General features: G+C 63.2%; 10 protein-coding genes. 3 read left to right on the forward strand and 7 right to left on the reverse strand.

Annotated features, from left to right (window positions below):
• Positions 1-169 precede the first annotated feature (169 nt).
• The 5 genes from ACDK93_RS10745 to xylA form a co-directional block, all read right to left on the reverse strand.
• Entirely contained in the window at positions 170-1,312 is a 1,143-nt protein-coding gene (locus tag ACDK93_RS10745; RefSeq protein ID WP_458068540.1) for a sugar ABC transporter permease, read from the reverse strand.
• A gap of 41 nt (positions 1,313-1,353) precedes the next feature.
• Positions 1,354-2,901 (reverse strand): xylose ABC transporter ATP-binding protein, encoded by a 1,548-nt coding sequence (locus ACDK93_RS10750; RefSeq protein WP_458068542.1) that lies wholly within the window; start codon positions 2,899-2,901, stop codon positions 1,354-1,356.
• A 68-nt stretch (positions 2,902-2,969) separates the two neighbouring features.
• The gene (gene xylF, locus ACDK93_RS10755) at positions 2,970-4,001 is read right to left on the reverse strand and encodes a D-xylose ABC transporter substrate-binding protein (protein ID WP_458068543.1); all 1,032 of its coding nucleotides are present in this window, start codon (positions 3,999-4,001) and stop codon (positions 2,970-2,972) included.
• A gap of 29 nt (positions 4,002-4,030) precedes the next feature.
• Positions 4,031-5,533: a xylulokinase gene (xylB, locus tag ACDK93_RS10760; RefSeq protein ID WP_458068544.1), complete on the reverse strand. Its 1,503-nt coding sequence runs from the start codon at positions 5,531-5,533 to the stop codon at positions 4,031-4,033.
• A gap of 42 nt (positions 5,534-5,575) precedes the next feature.
• Entirely contained in the window at positions 5,576-6,892 is a 1,317-nt protein-coding gene (gene xylA, locus ACDK93_RS10765) for a xylose isomerase (protein WP_458068546.1), read from the reverse strand.
• A gap of 327 nt (positions 6,893-7,219) precedes the next feature.
• Here xylA and ACDK93_RS10770 point away from each other — a divergent pair, with 327 nt between their 5' ends.
• Together ACDK93_RS10770 and ACDK93_RS10775 are read left to right on the forward strand one after the other, a co-directional pair.
• Entirely contained in the window at positions 7,220-8,434 is a 1,215-nt protein-coding gene (locus tag ACDK93_RS10770) for a XylR family transcriptional regulator (RefSeq protein WP_458068547.1), read from the forward strand.
• Positions 8,431-9,498 carry an aldose epimerase family protein gene (locus ACDK93_RS10775; RefSeq protein WP_458068548.1) on the forward strand — a complete coding sequence of 356 codons (1,068 nt, stop codon included), beginning with the start codon at positions 8,431-8,433 and terminating at the stop codon, positions 9,496-9,498. The genes ACDK93_RS10770 and ACDK93_RS10775 overlap by 4 nt, the downstream gene beginning before the upstream one ends.
• A gap of 18 nt (positions 9,499-9,516) precedes the next feature.
• Here ACDK93_RS10775 and ACDK93_RS10780 read toward each other — a convergent pair whose 3' ends face one another.
• Entirely contained in the window at positions 9,517-10,185 is a 669-nt protein-coding gene (locus ACDK93_RS10780; RefSeq protein WP_458072424.1) for a YoaK family protein, read from the reverse strand.
• Between the two features lie 348 nt (positions 10,186-10,533).
• Between ACDK93_RS10780 and ACDK93_RS10785 the strand changes: the two genes are divergently transcribed.
• On the forward strand, positions 10,534-13,809 hold the full coding sequence (locus ACDK93_RS10785) for a PAS domain S-box protein (RefSeq protein WP_458068549.1): 3,276 nt from the start codon (positions 10,534-10,536) through the stop codon (positions 13,807-13,809).
• A gap of 1 nt (position 13,810) precedes the next feature.
• Here the strand turns inward: ACDK93_RS10785 and zipA are convergent, their stop codons facing one another.
• A complete protein-coding gene (gene zipA, locus ACDK93_RS10790) occupies positions 13,811-14,806 on the reverse strand; it encodes a cell division protein ZipA (RefSeq protein WP_458068550.1) in 996 nt (331 codons plus the stop codon).
• Positions 14,807-14,815 lie beyond the last annotated feature (9 nt).

The raw sequence follows: 14,815 nt of genomic DNA on the forward strand, positions 1-14,815 counted from the left end.
TGGCGTGTGCCGGTCGGCACACGGGTACATGGAAAAGCCGCCAGCAAGGCGGCTTTTCCTTTCATCATCGGGTGATTTGGAAAATCACGGATCGATGGAGGGAGGTCCTGATCCCAGGACCAACGGCTCCAAATGACGATTCAGCTTCGACAGTGCGGCAGATCGAGTTTCAGCCCCGATTCGAACCCGACAGCACGTCGACCCACACCGCCAGCGCAAGAATTACGCCCTTGATGATCATCTGCCACGAGTTGTCGACGTCCATCAGCTGCATGCCGCTGTCGAGGCTGGCCATGACCAGGGCGCCGATCAGCGCGCCGTAGACCGTACCCGAACCGCCACGCATGGACGTGCCGCCGATGAAGCAGGCCGAGATGGCATCGAGCTCGCCGCCGGTGCCCGCCGAGGGCGAACCCGAGCCCGTGCGTGCCACCGTGATGATGCCTGCGAAGGCGCACATCAGGCCCATCAACGCAAACACCACCAGCTTGACCCGCGCGACGTTCACTCCCGAGAGTCGCGTGGCTTCCATGTTGCCGCCGACGGCATAGATGTGGCGACCGAAGACCGTCTGCGTCGATACGTAGGTGAATACGGCCAGCAGACCGAGCAAGATCATCACCGGAATCGGAATGCCGTTGGCGTCGTTGAGCATGCGAACGAAGCCGAAGATAAGCAGGCCGATCGCCAGCACGCGCGCAATGTCGATCCAGAGCGCGCCCTGATGAAGTCCAAGCTTTGCCCGACGCACGCGGCGACGCGCTGTCAGCGCGGCCATGCCGAGGAAGATAAACGCGCCGATCCAGCGTGAAATCACTGGCGGCACGAAACCCTGGCCCAGCGAGATCAGATCATCCGGCGCCGGCGCAATGGTCGAGCTTCCGGTGATGTAGAGCACCACGCCGCGAAACGCCAGCATGCCGCCAAGGCCGACGATGAACGACGGCACGCGCATCTTGGTGACCACGAAACCGTTGAACGCGCCGATAAGCAGGCCCAGGACCAGAACCGCACCGATGGCCGGCCACGTGCCCCAGCCGTGATTTACGGTCAGCAGCGCGACCACGCCACCGAGCAGGCCAAGCTGCGAACCGACCGACAGATCGATCTCGCCGGCAATGATGACGAAGACCATGCCGCAGGCGAGCATGCCGGTAATCGACATCTGCCGGAACAGGTTGGACAAATTGCCCGGCGTGATGAATGCCGAATCCGTCTTGATATGGAAAAAGATCCAGATGATCGCCACCGCGATAAGCAGCGCGAGAATCTTGTAGCGCACGAACAGTTGCTGGATTTGCTGCGACTGCATGGAGAACTTCCGTAATAACGTGGACGTGGAGGATAAACGGGTCAGGCCGCGTGCGCGGATCCCTCGGCGGCATGCGCGATCGCCGCGGCGAGCACCTGCTCCTGGGTGAGGCCGACATTCGGGAAGTTGCCCTGCAACCTGCCCTCGCCCACCACGAGGACGCGATCGCTGACGCCCAGCACCTCGGGCATTTCCGAGGACACCATGATGATGGCGACGCCTTTGGCGGCAAGCTCGAACATCAGCTTGTAGATGTCGTACTTCGAGCCGACGTCGACGCCGCGGGTCGGCTCGTCGAGTATCAGCACCTTCGGCTGCGGCAGCAGCATCTTGATCAGCACGGCCTTTTGCTGATTGCCGCCGGACAGACCGGCAATGGCCAGCTCCGGACCGGCCGTTTTCACGCGCAGGCGCTTGATTTCGGCGTCGACGGTCTGAAGTTCGGCCTGACGATCGATCTGCCCCGCATGCGCGTAATGCGACAGCGTGGCCAGCGTGATGTTGTCGCCTACACCGAGCATCGGCACGATGCCCTGGCGCTTGCGGTCTTCGGGCACCAGTGACAGCCCGGCCTTGATCGCCTGCTCCGGCGAGCGGATTTTCAGCGGCTTGCCTTCGAGAACGACCTCCGCTTCGTAGCGGCCCGGATAGGCGCCGAAAATGGCCGAGACCAGTTCGGTGCGCCCGGCACCGACCAGCCCGGCGATGCCGACGATCTCGCCGCGGCGCACCTCGAACGAGATGTCGTCCACGCGCTTGCGGTTGGGATTGGATACGTCCCAGCAGGTGACGTGCTTGGCTTCGAAAATCACTTCGCCGACGTCATGCTCCATCTTCGGGAACAGATTCTCGATTTCACGGCCGACCATTGCGGTAATGATGCTGTGCGTGGTCATCTCGCTCATCGGCCTGGTGACGATGTGCTTGCCGTCGCGAATGACGGTAACCGTATCGCACACCCGAGCAACTTCCTCGAGCTTGTGCGAAATGTAGACGCAGGCCACGCCGTCCTTTTTCAGATCCTCGATGATCGACAGCAAGGTGTCGGTCTCGGACGAGGTCAGCGACGATGACGGCTCGTCGAGAATCAGCAGGCGCGCATTCTTGGCCAGCGCCTTGGCGATCTCAAACAGCTGCTGATACCCGCCGCCGTAGTTGGAAACGGCTGCAGCGACGTTCACGTCTCTCAACTTCAGGCGGGCCAGCAGCGCCTCGGCCTTGGCGTACATGGCGTCGTAATCCATCACGCCGCCGAACTTGCGGATCTCGTTGCCGAGGAAGATGTTCTCGGCCACGGAAAGCTGCGGCACCAGCATCAGCTCCTGATGGATGATGACGATGCCGGCGTCCTCGCTGTCGCGCACGGAGTGTGCTCGCAGCGGCTTGCCGTCGAACAGAATCTCGCCTTCCCACGTGCCATACGAATACACGCCGGAGAGGACTTTCATGAGGGTGGACTTGCCTGCGCCATTCTCGCCGCACAGGCCAACGCATTCGCCGGGCCGCACGGCCAGATCAATGCCATTGAGCGCGCGTACGCCGGAAAATTCCTTGATGATCTGGCGCATCTCGAACAGGTATTCGCTCACGGTATTCCTTCAATCGCGGAACGGCGCCCCGCGATTGCAGGGCGCCGTTATCTTACGCGTAAGGCGGCTTACAGGCCGACCTGGGCCTTGGTGTAGAAACCGTCCTTCACCACGAGATCCACGTTCTGCTTGGTCAGCAGCGTCGGGGTCAGCAGGATGGTGGGGATATCGGCCTTGCCGTTATTCATTTTCGAAGTGAAGCTCGTCGGTTTGCCCTCGGCCATTTCGACGGCGAGGTTAGCCGCATCGGTGGCGATCGTCTTGATCGGCTTGTAGACCGTCATGGTCTGGGTGCCGGCCTCGATGCGCTTGATGGCGGCCAGATCGGCATCCTGACCGGATACGGCGACCTTGCCGGCCAGCTTCTGGCCGGTCAGTGCGGCGATGGCGCCACCGGCAGTGCCGTCGTTCGATGCCACGATGCCCTGGATGTTGTTCTTGTTCGCGGTCAACGCGTTCTCGATGATCGACTGCGCGTTGGAAGCCAGCCACTCATCGGTCCACTGCTGGCCCACAATCTTGATATCGCCCTTGGCAATCAGCGGCTGCAGCACCTTCATCTGCCCCTCGCGGAGAATCTTCGCGTTGTTGTCGGTCGGTGCGCCGCCGAGAAGGAAATAGTTGCCCTTCGGTGCCGCGTTGACCACGCCCTGCGCCTGCATCTGGCCGACCTTGTCGTTGTCGAAGGAGATGTACGCATCGACGTCGGCGTTGAGGATCAGTCGATCGTACGAAATGACCTTGATGCCGGCCTTCTTCGCTTCGGCGACGACGGTGGTCAGTGTCTTGGCGTTGAACGGCACGATGACAATGACGTCGACCTTGCGCGAAATCAGGTTTTCGATCTGCTGAATCTGCCTCTGTTCGTTCGCGTCAGCCGACTGCACCGACACGGTCGCGCCCTTGGCTTCGGCAGCGGCCTTGAAATAATCGCGGTCCTTGGTCCAGCGCTCAACGCGAAGGTCGTCGATGGAAAACCCGATGACCGGCTTTTCCTTGCTGGCGTGCGCCGGCATGGCGGCGAACGTGCCTGCCAGCGCAATGGCCGCGGAAAGCGTCAGCGTGCGGAGCGTGTTGCTTTTCATTGTTTTGGTTTTCATTGAGTCCCCATCCTGTGTGACGTGCTGCGTTAGTTGACTGAATCAGCGCCGGCTTCAGCGCCAGTGAAAAGCGGGTGCAACTGCGGGTACAACTTCTGAAACAACGGATACCGTTGTTCGCGATAAAACGCACGTCGCGACGCAACAGGAATGAAGTTCGCCACCAGCGCGGGCGCAGGACAAACCTCGTCCAGCGCGGCGCCCTGCTCAACGGCCAGATGAGCAAGCCGTGCCGCACCCAGCGCGGGGCCCACGTCACCGCCGGAGCGCTGCTGCAGAGGCTTGCCAAGAATGTCGGCGAGCATCTGGATCCAGTACGCGCTGCGCGAGCCGCCGCCGATTACGGTGATCTCGTCGGACACCAGGCCCGCCGCCTCGACGGCAAGCAGGCCATCGAGCAATCCAAATCCGACGCCCTCCAGCGTGGCGTTGGCCAGGTCGGCGCGCTGCGTGCTGCCGCTCAACCCGACAAACGCACCGCGGGCGTGGCTGTCGTTATGCGGCGTGCGTTCGCCGCTGAGATACGGCAGGAAGAACGGGCTGCTGCGATGAATGCCATTTGATGCCTGCGCATCGCCGAGCAGGGCCGGCACGTTCTCGTACGAGGTCAGCCGCGCGGTGAAATCCAGACAGCTGGCGGAGTTGAGCATCACGCTCATCAGATGCCAGGTATCCGGCAGCGCATGACAAAAGCTGTGCACCGCCAGATCGGGCCGCGAAAGGAAACCATCGGAGACGGCGAAGAAAACGCCCGACGTACCGAGCGACAGCATCGCCTGCCCCGGCTTAACGATGCCGACACCAACGGCGCCCGCCGCATTGTCGCCACCGCCGGCAGCCACCGGCACGCACGCGATGCCCCAGCGCTCGGCCAGATCGTCGCGCAGCAGGCCCGTGATTTGATTACCCTCGTGCAAGGACGGCATCTGCGACCGATTCAGCCCGCACGCACGCAACATCTCGTCGCTCCACGAGCGCTTGCCAACGTCGAGCCACAGCGTGCCGGCGGCATCGGACATGTCGCTGGCGTAGTCGCCGGTGAGCTTCAGCCGCAGGTAATCCTTCGGCAGCAGCACCTTGGCAATACGCTCGAAAATCTGCGGTTCGTGCTTGCGCACCCACAACAACTTCGGCGCGGTGAAACCGGGCATCGCCAGGTTGCCGGTGATGGCGCGGAAGTTCGGCACCTGTTCGAGTTCAGCGCACTCGATATCGCAGCGGCCGTCGTTCCAGAGGATGGCCGGGCGCAGCACCTCATCCTTTGCATCGAGCAAGGTTGCGCCGTGCATCTGGCCGGAGAGTCCAATGCCGGCAATATCGCTCGCAGCGACGCCGAGTTTCTTGGCCTCGACGAGCAAGGCATCGACCGAATCCAGCGTGGCCTGCCACCACGCCGCGGGGTCCTGTTCGGACCAGCGCGGCTGCGGCTGCGAAATGCTTAGCGCGGTCGAAGCGCTGCCACGCACCTCACCCTTGCGGTCAACCAGCACGGCTTTGACCGATGATGTTCCCAGATCGATTCCGATAAACATGCGCCGGCTTACTCCGGCGACCGTGCGGACATCGGCCGACGATCAACCGTAGACATAGCGATTGACCAGGTTCTCCAGCGCTTCCTGCTGGCCGGAGACATGCTTCGGCTGCAGATCACGTTTCGCTGCCTCGGCGGCCAGGGCCTCGAGGGTAAAGTTGCCGGTCAGGACCTGCTGGCCGAACTCGCCATCCCAGCCCGCGTAGCGAGCGGACTTCATCTTGGCCAGCGTGTCGCGTTCGATCATCCTGGCCGCGCGCTCCAGCGCCAGCGCAAGCACGTCGATCGCACCGATATGGCCGTGGAAAAGATCGGCCGGATCGCTGCTCTGACGACGCACCTTGGTATCGAAATTGAAGCCGCCGTTGACGAAGCCGCCCGCACGCAGAATCTCGTAAACGATCAGGGTCATCTCTTCGACGCTGTTGGGGAACTGGTCGGTATCCCAGCCGTTCTGCATGTCGCCGCGGTTGGCGTCGATGCTGCCGAACAAACCCAGCGCGATCGATGTGGCCACCTCGTGCTGGAACGAATGTCCGGCCAGCGTGGCGTGGTTGGCTTCCAGGTTTACCTTGACCTCGTGCTCCAGGCCGAAGTCCTTGAGGAATCCGTACACCGTCGCCGTATCGTAATCATACTGATGCTTGGTCGGCTCCTGCGGCTTGGGCTCGATCAGGATCGTGCCGTCGAAGCCGATCTTGTGCTTGTGCTCGACCACCATCTGGAAGAAGCGCCCAAGCTGCGCGCGCTCGCGTTTCAGGTCGGTGTTGAGCAGCGTGTCGTAACCTTCGCGACCACCCCACAGCACGTAGTTGGCGCCGCCCAGGCGCTTGGTCGCGCCCATCGCGTGGAACACCTGCGTGGCGGCGTAAGCGAACACTTCCGGCTGCGGGTTGCTCGCTGCACCGGCGGCATAGCGCGGGTGGCTGAACACGTTGGCCGTGCCCCACAGCAGCTTCATGCCGGTTTGCGCCTGCTTGGCTTCCAGCACGTCAACCATGGCGGAAAAATTGTTGGCGTACTCTTTCAGGCTATTGCCTTCCGGCGCCACGTCGGTGTCGTGGAAGGTGTAGAACGGCACGCCCAGGCGGCTGAAAAAATCGAACGCCGCATCGGCCTTGGCCTTGGCCTGCTGCATCGGATCGCCCGGCGCATGCCACGGCCGCTCGAACGTACCGGCACCGAAGACGTCGCTGCCCGGCCAGACAAACGTATGCCAGTAGCAGGCGGCCAGACGCAGGTGCTCGGCCATGCTCTTGCCAACAATCTGGCGCTTGGCGTCGTAGTGATGGAAAGCCAGCGGATTATCACCAGCAGCCCCCTCGTAGCGGATCGGGGCGATGGCGTCGAAATAAGACATGGTGAACTCCACGGATGATGGCATTGAAGAAGTTGTCAGCGCCGATCGGCAGCTGCTTGACCCAAAGAAAGCGCTAGCGATGACCGTACACGCGACCACCGCAATCCCCGAATGCTGCCTACTCCCTGCCAGAGGCGGCAATTGCGAAATCTGGTGGGGGGCTGATCATTTTCCCTGTGGCGATGCCGCATGCCAGCAGGGCTGGCGCGTGATAGCGTCTGCACTCTGCCGAGTGATCATCGTCCTCCGTGCACGCTGCCTGCCCATGCCCGGCCGGTTATGCGCGGTACGCTGGTGATCCCGCCATACCGGATTATCGACACGCCCATGGGACTCTCCCCGCCGCCGCACCGCATCGCGCTGCTGTTCAACGCCAACAAGGGCTATGACCGTGAAGTGATCGCGGGCATCGGTCAGTATCTCAACTCGACCCGCGTCGAATGGGACCTGTACCTGGAGGAGGATTTCCGCAGCCGCATCCAGGGCATCGAGCGCTGGCACGGCGACGGCATCATTGCCGATTTCGACGACCCGGAAGTCGTGGCTGCATTGAGTCAGTCCGCCCTGCCCGTGGTAGCCGTGGGCGGTTCATATGCCGATGCGTCGCTGTATCCCGCGCATATTCCGTATATCGCTACCGACAACGCCAAGCTGGTACAACTGGGCTACCGGCACCTGATCGATCAAGGCCTGTCGCATTTCGCCTTTTACAGTTTGCCACCGGCGCCCGGCAACGCGTGGGCGGCCGAACGCGAGGCCGCGTACGCGCAGCAGTTGCAGGGGGATGAGCTGCCGGTCACCATTTTCCGCGGCCAGCCCACCAGCGCCGGCGGCTGGGACCATGCTTCCGAACAGCTGGTCGAATGGCTGCAGGAGCTGCCCAAGCCGGTCGGCATTCTGTGCGTCACCGACGCCCGCGCGCGGCAACTGGTACAGGCGTGTCAACTGGCCCGCATATCCGTTCCCGAACAGATTGCCGTGGTCGGTATCGACAACGACTCGCTGACGCAGATGCTCACGCGCATTCCACTGACGTCGGTGATTCAAGGCACCGAGGAAATGGGCCGCACCGCAGCGCATTTGCTGCACCAGATGCTGCGCGGCGCCGACCACACGCAGACGCGCATCGTGGTGCCGCCGGTGGGTATCAACGTGCAGTCGTCGAGCAAGCACCAGCCGCTGCGCAGCCCGCTGGTGATGCGCGCGCGTCACTATATTCGCCAGTACGGTTGCCTCGGCGTCAAGACCGAGCAGGTCGCCGATTACGTCGGCGTATCGCGCACGGCGCTGGAAGAACACTTTCGTCGCGAGCTGAAGCAAACCGTGCATCAGGCGCTGCTGCAGCACAAGCTGGAGCACGCCGGCGAGCTGCTGACCAGTTCGTCGCTTCCGCTGGCCGATATCGCCGTGCGCTGCGGCTTTACCTCCTTGCAATACATGTATGCCGTGTTTCGCCGCGAATACAATCTCACGCCCAAGCAGTTCCAGGCACAGCAGCGCGGCATCGACATCACCGAATCCACCGACAGCTCCGCACCATGAACTCCCTCACGTATCCCAATGCCGCCCACGTACCGCACGCCGTGCGCTGGGGCACGCTTGCCGACGGCCGCAAGGTGCACCGCTGGACGATGCGCAACGCGCAGGACATGCGCGTGGACATCAGCGATCTGGGGGGTAGCCTGCTGAGCTGGCACACGCCCGATCGCCACGGCCGCATCGAAGGCGTGGTGCTCGGCCACGCCGACCCGCTTTCCTATGCCGCAGGTTTGGGCTATCTCGGCGCGCTGGTGGGTCGTTGGGGTAACCGCATTCGCAACGGTCGTTTCGAGCTGGACGGCGTGAGCTATCGGCTCGACCGCAACAACAATGGTCACCATCTGCACGGCGGCCACGAAGGTTTCCACCAGGCGGTCTGGAACGTTGACCGCGATGGCAATGGACTGCTGCTGACGCTGCACTCGCCCGACGGCGAAGGCGGGTTTCCGGGCAATCTCGACGTGCAGGTGCGCTACGAATTGCAGGACGACGGTACGCTGCGCCTGGACTATCAGGCCCGCACCGACCAGGCCACGCCGATCAATCTCACCGCGCATCCGTACTTCAACCTCGGCGGTGCGCGCGGGGATATTCGCGATCACCTGCTGTGGATCGATGCCGAAGATTTTCTCGCCGTCGATGCCGGCATGATTCCCGCCGGCAAGGAAAGCGTGGCCGGCAGCGCCTTCGATTTTCGTCATGCCGCGCCGCTGGGCTCGCGTCTGACTTGGCCGCATCCGCAGCTGGCGGTAGCCCGAGGCTTCGACCACTGCTACTGCCTGCGTGAACCGCATGGCCAGCCACGCAAGGTGGCGCAGGTGACCGATCCGGCCAGCGGGCGTCGGCTCACCGTCATCACGGATCAGCCGGGCCTGCAGCTCTACACCGGGCAATACCTTGGCGAGTCTCCCAAGCGCAGTGCGGGCTTTTACAAAGCCTTCGACGGATTTTGTCTGGAGGCGCAAGCCTTTCCCGACCAGATCAACAGCGCCACGGCCGAACGCGTGGTGCTTCGACCGGATGCCGTGTATCGCCAAAGCACCGCGTATCAGATCGATACGCTTTAGAAGCGGCCGGCGCGGCGTCTAGTCGTTGAAGGACTCGCCCGTGGGCTGCGATGTCGTCGCGCTGGGCGGGCGCACGCGCCGGCATCGAACCAGCGCCAGCGACAATGCCAACGCCGGCACCAGCACGCCGGGATTGCCGACCTTTGCCGTGGCGAATCCACCGGCGCAGGCACCGATGGCAAAGCTGCAGCACACCATCGCAAAAATCCGCGCCTGGTGGCGCGCCGTGGCGTCGCCGGGCGGAAAAAGCCCGGTGAACAGCAGCTCGGCGGTGCGCCGCAGGTTGCCGGTGGTCATCACCGAACTGTAGGGCGAGCCCTCGACCCTGGCGAAGCTGGTGCTCTGCAGCGCCGCGAGAAACGCCACGCCCAGCACGATCGGCAGATCCGGAAAACCGCGGGGCAACACCGCCACCACAACCAGAAAGGCGATTTCGATCGCGAGGCTGATCAGGGCCGTACGCTGCCTCGACTGTCGCGACTCGTTGAGGCGAAGCCGAAAAGCTACAAACACACCGATGAAAAATGCCAGGATTGGCGGCACGTGTCGCAGCGACTTCCCCCACTGCCCGGACGCCGCATAAATGCCCAGCAGAACGACATTGCCGGTCTGCGCGTTGGCAAATACGCCGCCATGACCCAGCCAGGTGAACGCGTCCAGAAATCCCCCTGCGCTGCTGAGCAACATCGCCACACCGACAGTTTCCTCGGGACGAGCGGACGCGTTTGTGCCGCGGCCTTTGAGCGTTTCAACCAGTGCGTGGATGGAGATGTTCAGAGTGGGCGCCCAAAAGCATGGGAATGCATGCGACGCGTCGAGACTGACATATCGCCGTCGTCCCGCTCAAGCCGTGCCGGCACGGCCGCAGCTGTCGTCGGCGTCCGCGGCTGCCTGCCGGTCCGCATAAAGTTCCGAACCCTCATCCGTGCGCATTTCTCTGCGATCATGCGCGGGTTGCCGCTTCTGCCATGTTGCCGTGGCGGCCCCGCCCCTAGAATCCCCTCACCATTTCGACTCTCTGCCGTGGTCTCCCGCATGACTGATGCCACCCCTGTCGATCGATATCCGTTTCTTGGCGGCGACTCCGAGATGGCCGCCCTTATACGGGCCTTCGACTGGAGCCAGACGCCGCTGGGGAATATAGATCAATGGCCGGAGTCGCTGAAGATGGCTACGGCGCTTGTCCTGCGCGTTGAATCCGCCATGGCCATTCTGTGGGGCGAACCGGGTTATCTGATCTACAACGACGGTTACGCCAAGCTCGCCGCCGCCCGACATCCTGCGCTGCTCGGCATGGGCGTGCGCGAAGGCTGGCCGGAGGCTGCTGCCTTCAACAGCCATGTCATTGAACAGGTGCTTGCCGGTAACAGCCTCGTTTACCGGGACCAGCACATGGTGCTCCTGCAAACGGGCAAGCCGCAGGACGTCTGGCTCGAGCTTCTCTACAGCCCGCTGCTCGACCTTGATGGCGTGGCGCGCGGCGTGCTCGCGCTGGTGCGCGATACCACCCAGCAGTTTCAGGTTGAGCAGCGTTTGCGCGTGGCGCAGGAAGCCGGCGGCGTGGGCACCTTCGAGTGGTATCCGGATGAAGGGCGGATGGAAGTATCCGATCAATACCGGCGTGTCTGGGGGCTGGACTCGCACGACCGCATCAACGACGCGCTGCTGGTCGGAATGGTGCATCCCGACGATCGGCATCTTGTCGGGCCCAATCGTTTGAACTTGTCCAATCCGATCAGTTACTCCGAGTTTCGTCTGCTGGATCAGCAAACCGGCGAAATCCGCTGGATCGCGCGGCGCGGCGAAACGCTGGCGCTCGATGGCTCGGGCCGTCAGCCGCGCTACATCGGCATCGCCATGGACATTACCGATCGCAAAAAGGCCGAAGAGGCCGTGATCGAAAGTGAGGCACGCTGGCGCAACCTGTTCGAGGACATGCAGGAAGGGTTTTTCATTGGCCGTGCCGTGCGCGACGAAGCCGGACGCATGGTCGATTTCATCATCACCGAGCTCAATCCGGCGTTCGGCAAGCAGACTGGCCTCAATGTACGTACGTCGATGGGGCGCTCCATTCGCACGCTGGTGCCTGACGTTCCCTCGTCGGTCGTTGACTCGTATGCGCTGGTGCTCGAGTCGGGCGAAGCCTCGCAGATGGAGGTGCATATTCCCACGCTCGAAAACCGCTGGTTCGAAGCGCGCGCGCGCAAAGTCGACGACGAGCGATTTGCGGTGCTGTTCGTGGACATCTCCGAACGCAAGGCCGTCGAAGACGCCGTGCGCGAAAGCGAGGCACATTTCCGCACGTTGGCGCAGTCCTTGCCGAACCACGTCTGGACCACCGACGCCGATGGGAAGATCGAGTGGTTCAACGATCGCCTTTACGCCTATGCCGGTGTCGACAATGGCTCGATGGAAGGCGACAAATGGTTCGCCATCGTGCACCCGGACGACGTGCAGCCAACCGTCAAGGCAATGCGCAAGGCGCAGGAAACCGGCGACAACTACGAAACCGAGCTGCGCCTGCGCCGGCACGACGGCATGTATCGCTGGCATCTGGCGCGCGCCGTTCCCATTGCCGGTCGCGACGGTGACCCGTTGCGGTGGCTGGGCACCAGTACCGACATCGACGATCAAAAAGTGGCCGAAGCCGCGCTCGGGAACCTGGCCGCCACGCTGGAAGAACGCGTCAGCCAGCGCACGGCGGAACTGATCAAGACACAGGACGCGCTGCGCCAGAGCCAGAAGATGGAATCGATCGGCAACCTCACCGGAGGCATCGCGCATGATTTCAACAATCTGCTGCAGGTCGTCAGCGGCAACCTGCAGCTGCTGGGCAACGACGTGGCCGGCAACGCTCGCGCCGAGCGGCGCGTGCAGAACGCAATGGCTGGCGTTACACGCGGATCGAAGCTTGCCTCGCAGCTGCTGGCATTCGGACGACGCCAGCCGCTGGCGCCGAAGGTCGTGAACGTGGCGCGCCTCATCCGTGATCTCGACGAGCTGCTGCGTCGCTCGCTCGGCGAAGGCATCGAACTCGAAACGGTGATCGCCGGCGGACTCTGGAACACGTTGATCGATCCGGGCAATGTCGAGAACGCGCTGCTGAATCTCGCGCTCAACGCCCGCGATGCGATGGAAGGTCACGGGCGCCTGACCATCGAGGCGGGCAATGCCACGCTCGATCAGGATTACGCCTATCGCTATCCCGAAGCCATGCCCGGCCAGTACGTGATGATTGCGGTCAGCGATACCGGCTGTGGCATGACGCCGGACATCGTCGAGAAAGTTTTCGAGCCGTTCTTCACCACCAAACCCGAGGGCCGCGGCACCGGACTCGGCCTTTCGATGGTCTACGGCTTCGTGAAACAGTCCGGCGGTCACGTCAAAATCTACAGCGAGCCTGGTCAAGGCACCACGATCCGCATGTATCTGCCGCGCTCGGCGCAACTGGAAGATCCGCTGCTCGATTCGGAAACGGGGCCGGTTGTTGGTGGCCACGAAACGATTCTGGTGGCCGAGGATGATGACGCCGTGCGCGAAACCGTGGTGGCCCTGCTCGGCGAACTTGGCTATCGCGTGCTCAAGGCCAAGGACGCCCAGGGCGCGCTCACCATCATCGAAAGCGGCATCGCCATCGATCTGCTTTTCACCGATGTGGTCATGCCGGGCGAGCTCAAAAGTCCGGATCTGGCCAACGCACTGCGTCAGCGCCTGCCGCATCTGGCGATCCTGTTTACCTCCGGCTACGCGGAAAACTCCATCGTCCACGGCGGCCGCCTCGACGAGGGCGTCGAGCTGCTGAGCAAGCCGTATACCCACGAAGCGCTGGCGCGACGACTGCGTCAGATGCTGGACGCCAGGCTGTCGCACGATGCCGAGATCACTTCCGCCGCGTCTCCGACGTCGGCCCCGCGTGCCGCTATCGGCAACCGCCGACTGCCGGCGCAGGCTGCGCGTCCATTGCATATTCTGCTGTGCGAAGACGATGCGCTGATCCGCATGAGCGTGGCCGAGATGCTCGAGTCGCGCGGCCACCGCGTGCTCGAAGCCGAGAGTGCCGCCCGCGCCGTGCAGATTCACGGCGCACAGCACATCGATCTGCTGCTGACCGATATCGGCCTGCCGGATGCGTCCGGCATCGAACTCGTCCAGGCACTGCGAACCCTCTCGCCCGATCTTCCCGTCCTGTTCGCCACCGGCCAACTCGACACCGGCGACGTTCCCAAAGACGCACGCACGTCGTCGATACTCAAACCGTATGGCGTGGAGGCGCTGCTGCAGGCGATCGACGGGCTGCGTTTGGCAACCTGAGTCAGCGCCCGAAGATAATTTCCTTCCCCTCGTGATCGCGATCCCAGCCGCGCAGCTGGTCGCGAATATGCGCAATGCGCTGGCGGCCGAGGGCGTTACGCTCCTCGTCCAGCACGTGGCCATCGAGGAGTTCGGCGAGGCGCTGCGCAGTGGGCAGCATCGCGTCCCACGCGTCGAGCGCGGAGAGCGGGCCCGGCAGCGTCATGAAAAAGCTGACGCCGGGCGTGCGCAGCGCGTCGAGTCGCACTAGGTCGAAATTGCCCGGCTTCAGCATGTTGGCCACGCTGAAGATCGGGCCGAGTTCGCGCTTGCCTTCGAGCAAGCGGTGATAGATGCCCATATCGCCGAATTCGAGCCCGGCCTTTTCGGCCGCCACCACCAGGTTCGGCCCGTTGAAGTGTTCGCCCTCGCGGGCCACCACAAACAGCGTGACGATGCGCTCGACGGCCAACTGTGCCGGGCGTCGACCAAGATCGGAACGCGGCGGAATTTTCGGCGCCGGCGCGGAAGCTGGCACCGGAGCGACCGGCGGCGCGACCGAAATCTCCGGCTGCGGCAGAAGGCTGTCTTCGTCGGGAATGCTGGGCGCGCGCAGCGCATCGACGATGGATGCCGCATGCCCCATCAGCTTCGACGGCATCGGCTTGCTGCTCGGACGCTCGCCGGACAAGGTGGCTCCCAGGCGCTCCAGTTCGGCGCGCATGCCGACATCCAGCTCGCCCTGCTTCGGCTTGACCGGTATGTCGAAGGCAGCATCGTCGTAGGACGCATCGCGCGCGCTGAAAGACGGCGGGTCGTCGCCGATGTCGTCGTCATCCCCGAGGCGGGGCTCCCGACGTTCGCCTGAAGACGCGCTGGGCACGACGCGGCGCTTGCCCTGCTCCTTTTTTGGCTGTCCGAACAGCCAGATCAACGCCAGGATGATGATAGCGACGATCAGCAGCGGAACACCGACGGCAGGGTTCCAGGCAAAAGCGAGCACGGGTTGCATGGTCATCGTGAAGTC

It is taken from the genome of Rhodanobacter sp. BL-MT-08 (assembly GCF_054161255.1).

Excerpts from the sequence above, each read along its gene's own strand:
- ACDK93_RS10745 (WP_458068540.1), bottom strand. The coding sequence starts at position 1,312 with ATGCAGTCGCAGCAAATCCAGCAACTGTTCGTGCGCTACAAGATTCTC.
- xylF (WP_458068543.1), bottom strand. The coding sequence starts at position 4,001 with ATGAAAACCAAAACAATGAAAAGCAACACGCTCCGCACGCTGACGCTT.
- xylB (WP_458068544.1), bottom strand. The coding sequence starts at position 5,533 with ATGTTTATCGGAATCGATCTGGGAACATCATCGGTCAAAGCCGTGCTG.
- xylA (WP_458068546.1), bottom strand. The coding sequence starts at position 6,892 with ATGTCTTATTTCGACGCCATCGCCCCGATCCGCTACGAGGGGGCTGCT.
- ACDK93_RS10770 (WP_458068547.1), top strand. The coding sequence starts at position 7,220 with ATGGGACTCTCCCCGCCGCCGCACCGCATCGCGCTGCTGTTCAACGCC.
- ACDK93_RS10775 (WP_458068548.1), top strand. The coding sequence starts at position 8,431 with ATGAACTCCCTCACGTATCCCAATGCCGCCCACGTACCGCACGCCGTG.
- ACDK93_RS10780 (WP_458072424.1), bottom strand. The coding sequence starts at position 10,185 with ATGTTGCTCAGCAGCGCAGGGGGATTTCTGGACGCGTTCACCTGGCTG.
- ACDK93_RS10785 (WP_458068549.1), top strand. The coding sequence starts at position 10,534 with ATGACTGATGCCACCCCTGTCGATCGATATCCGTTTCTTGGCGGCGAC.
- zipA (WP_458068550.1), bottom strand. The coding sequence starts at position 14,806 with ATGACCATGCAACCCGTGCTCGCTTTTGCCTGGAACCCTGCCGTCGGT.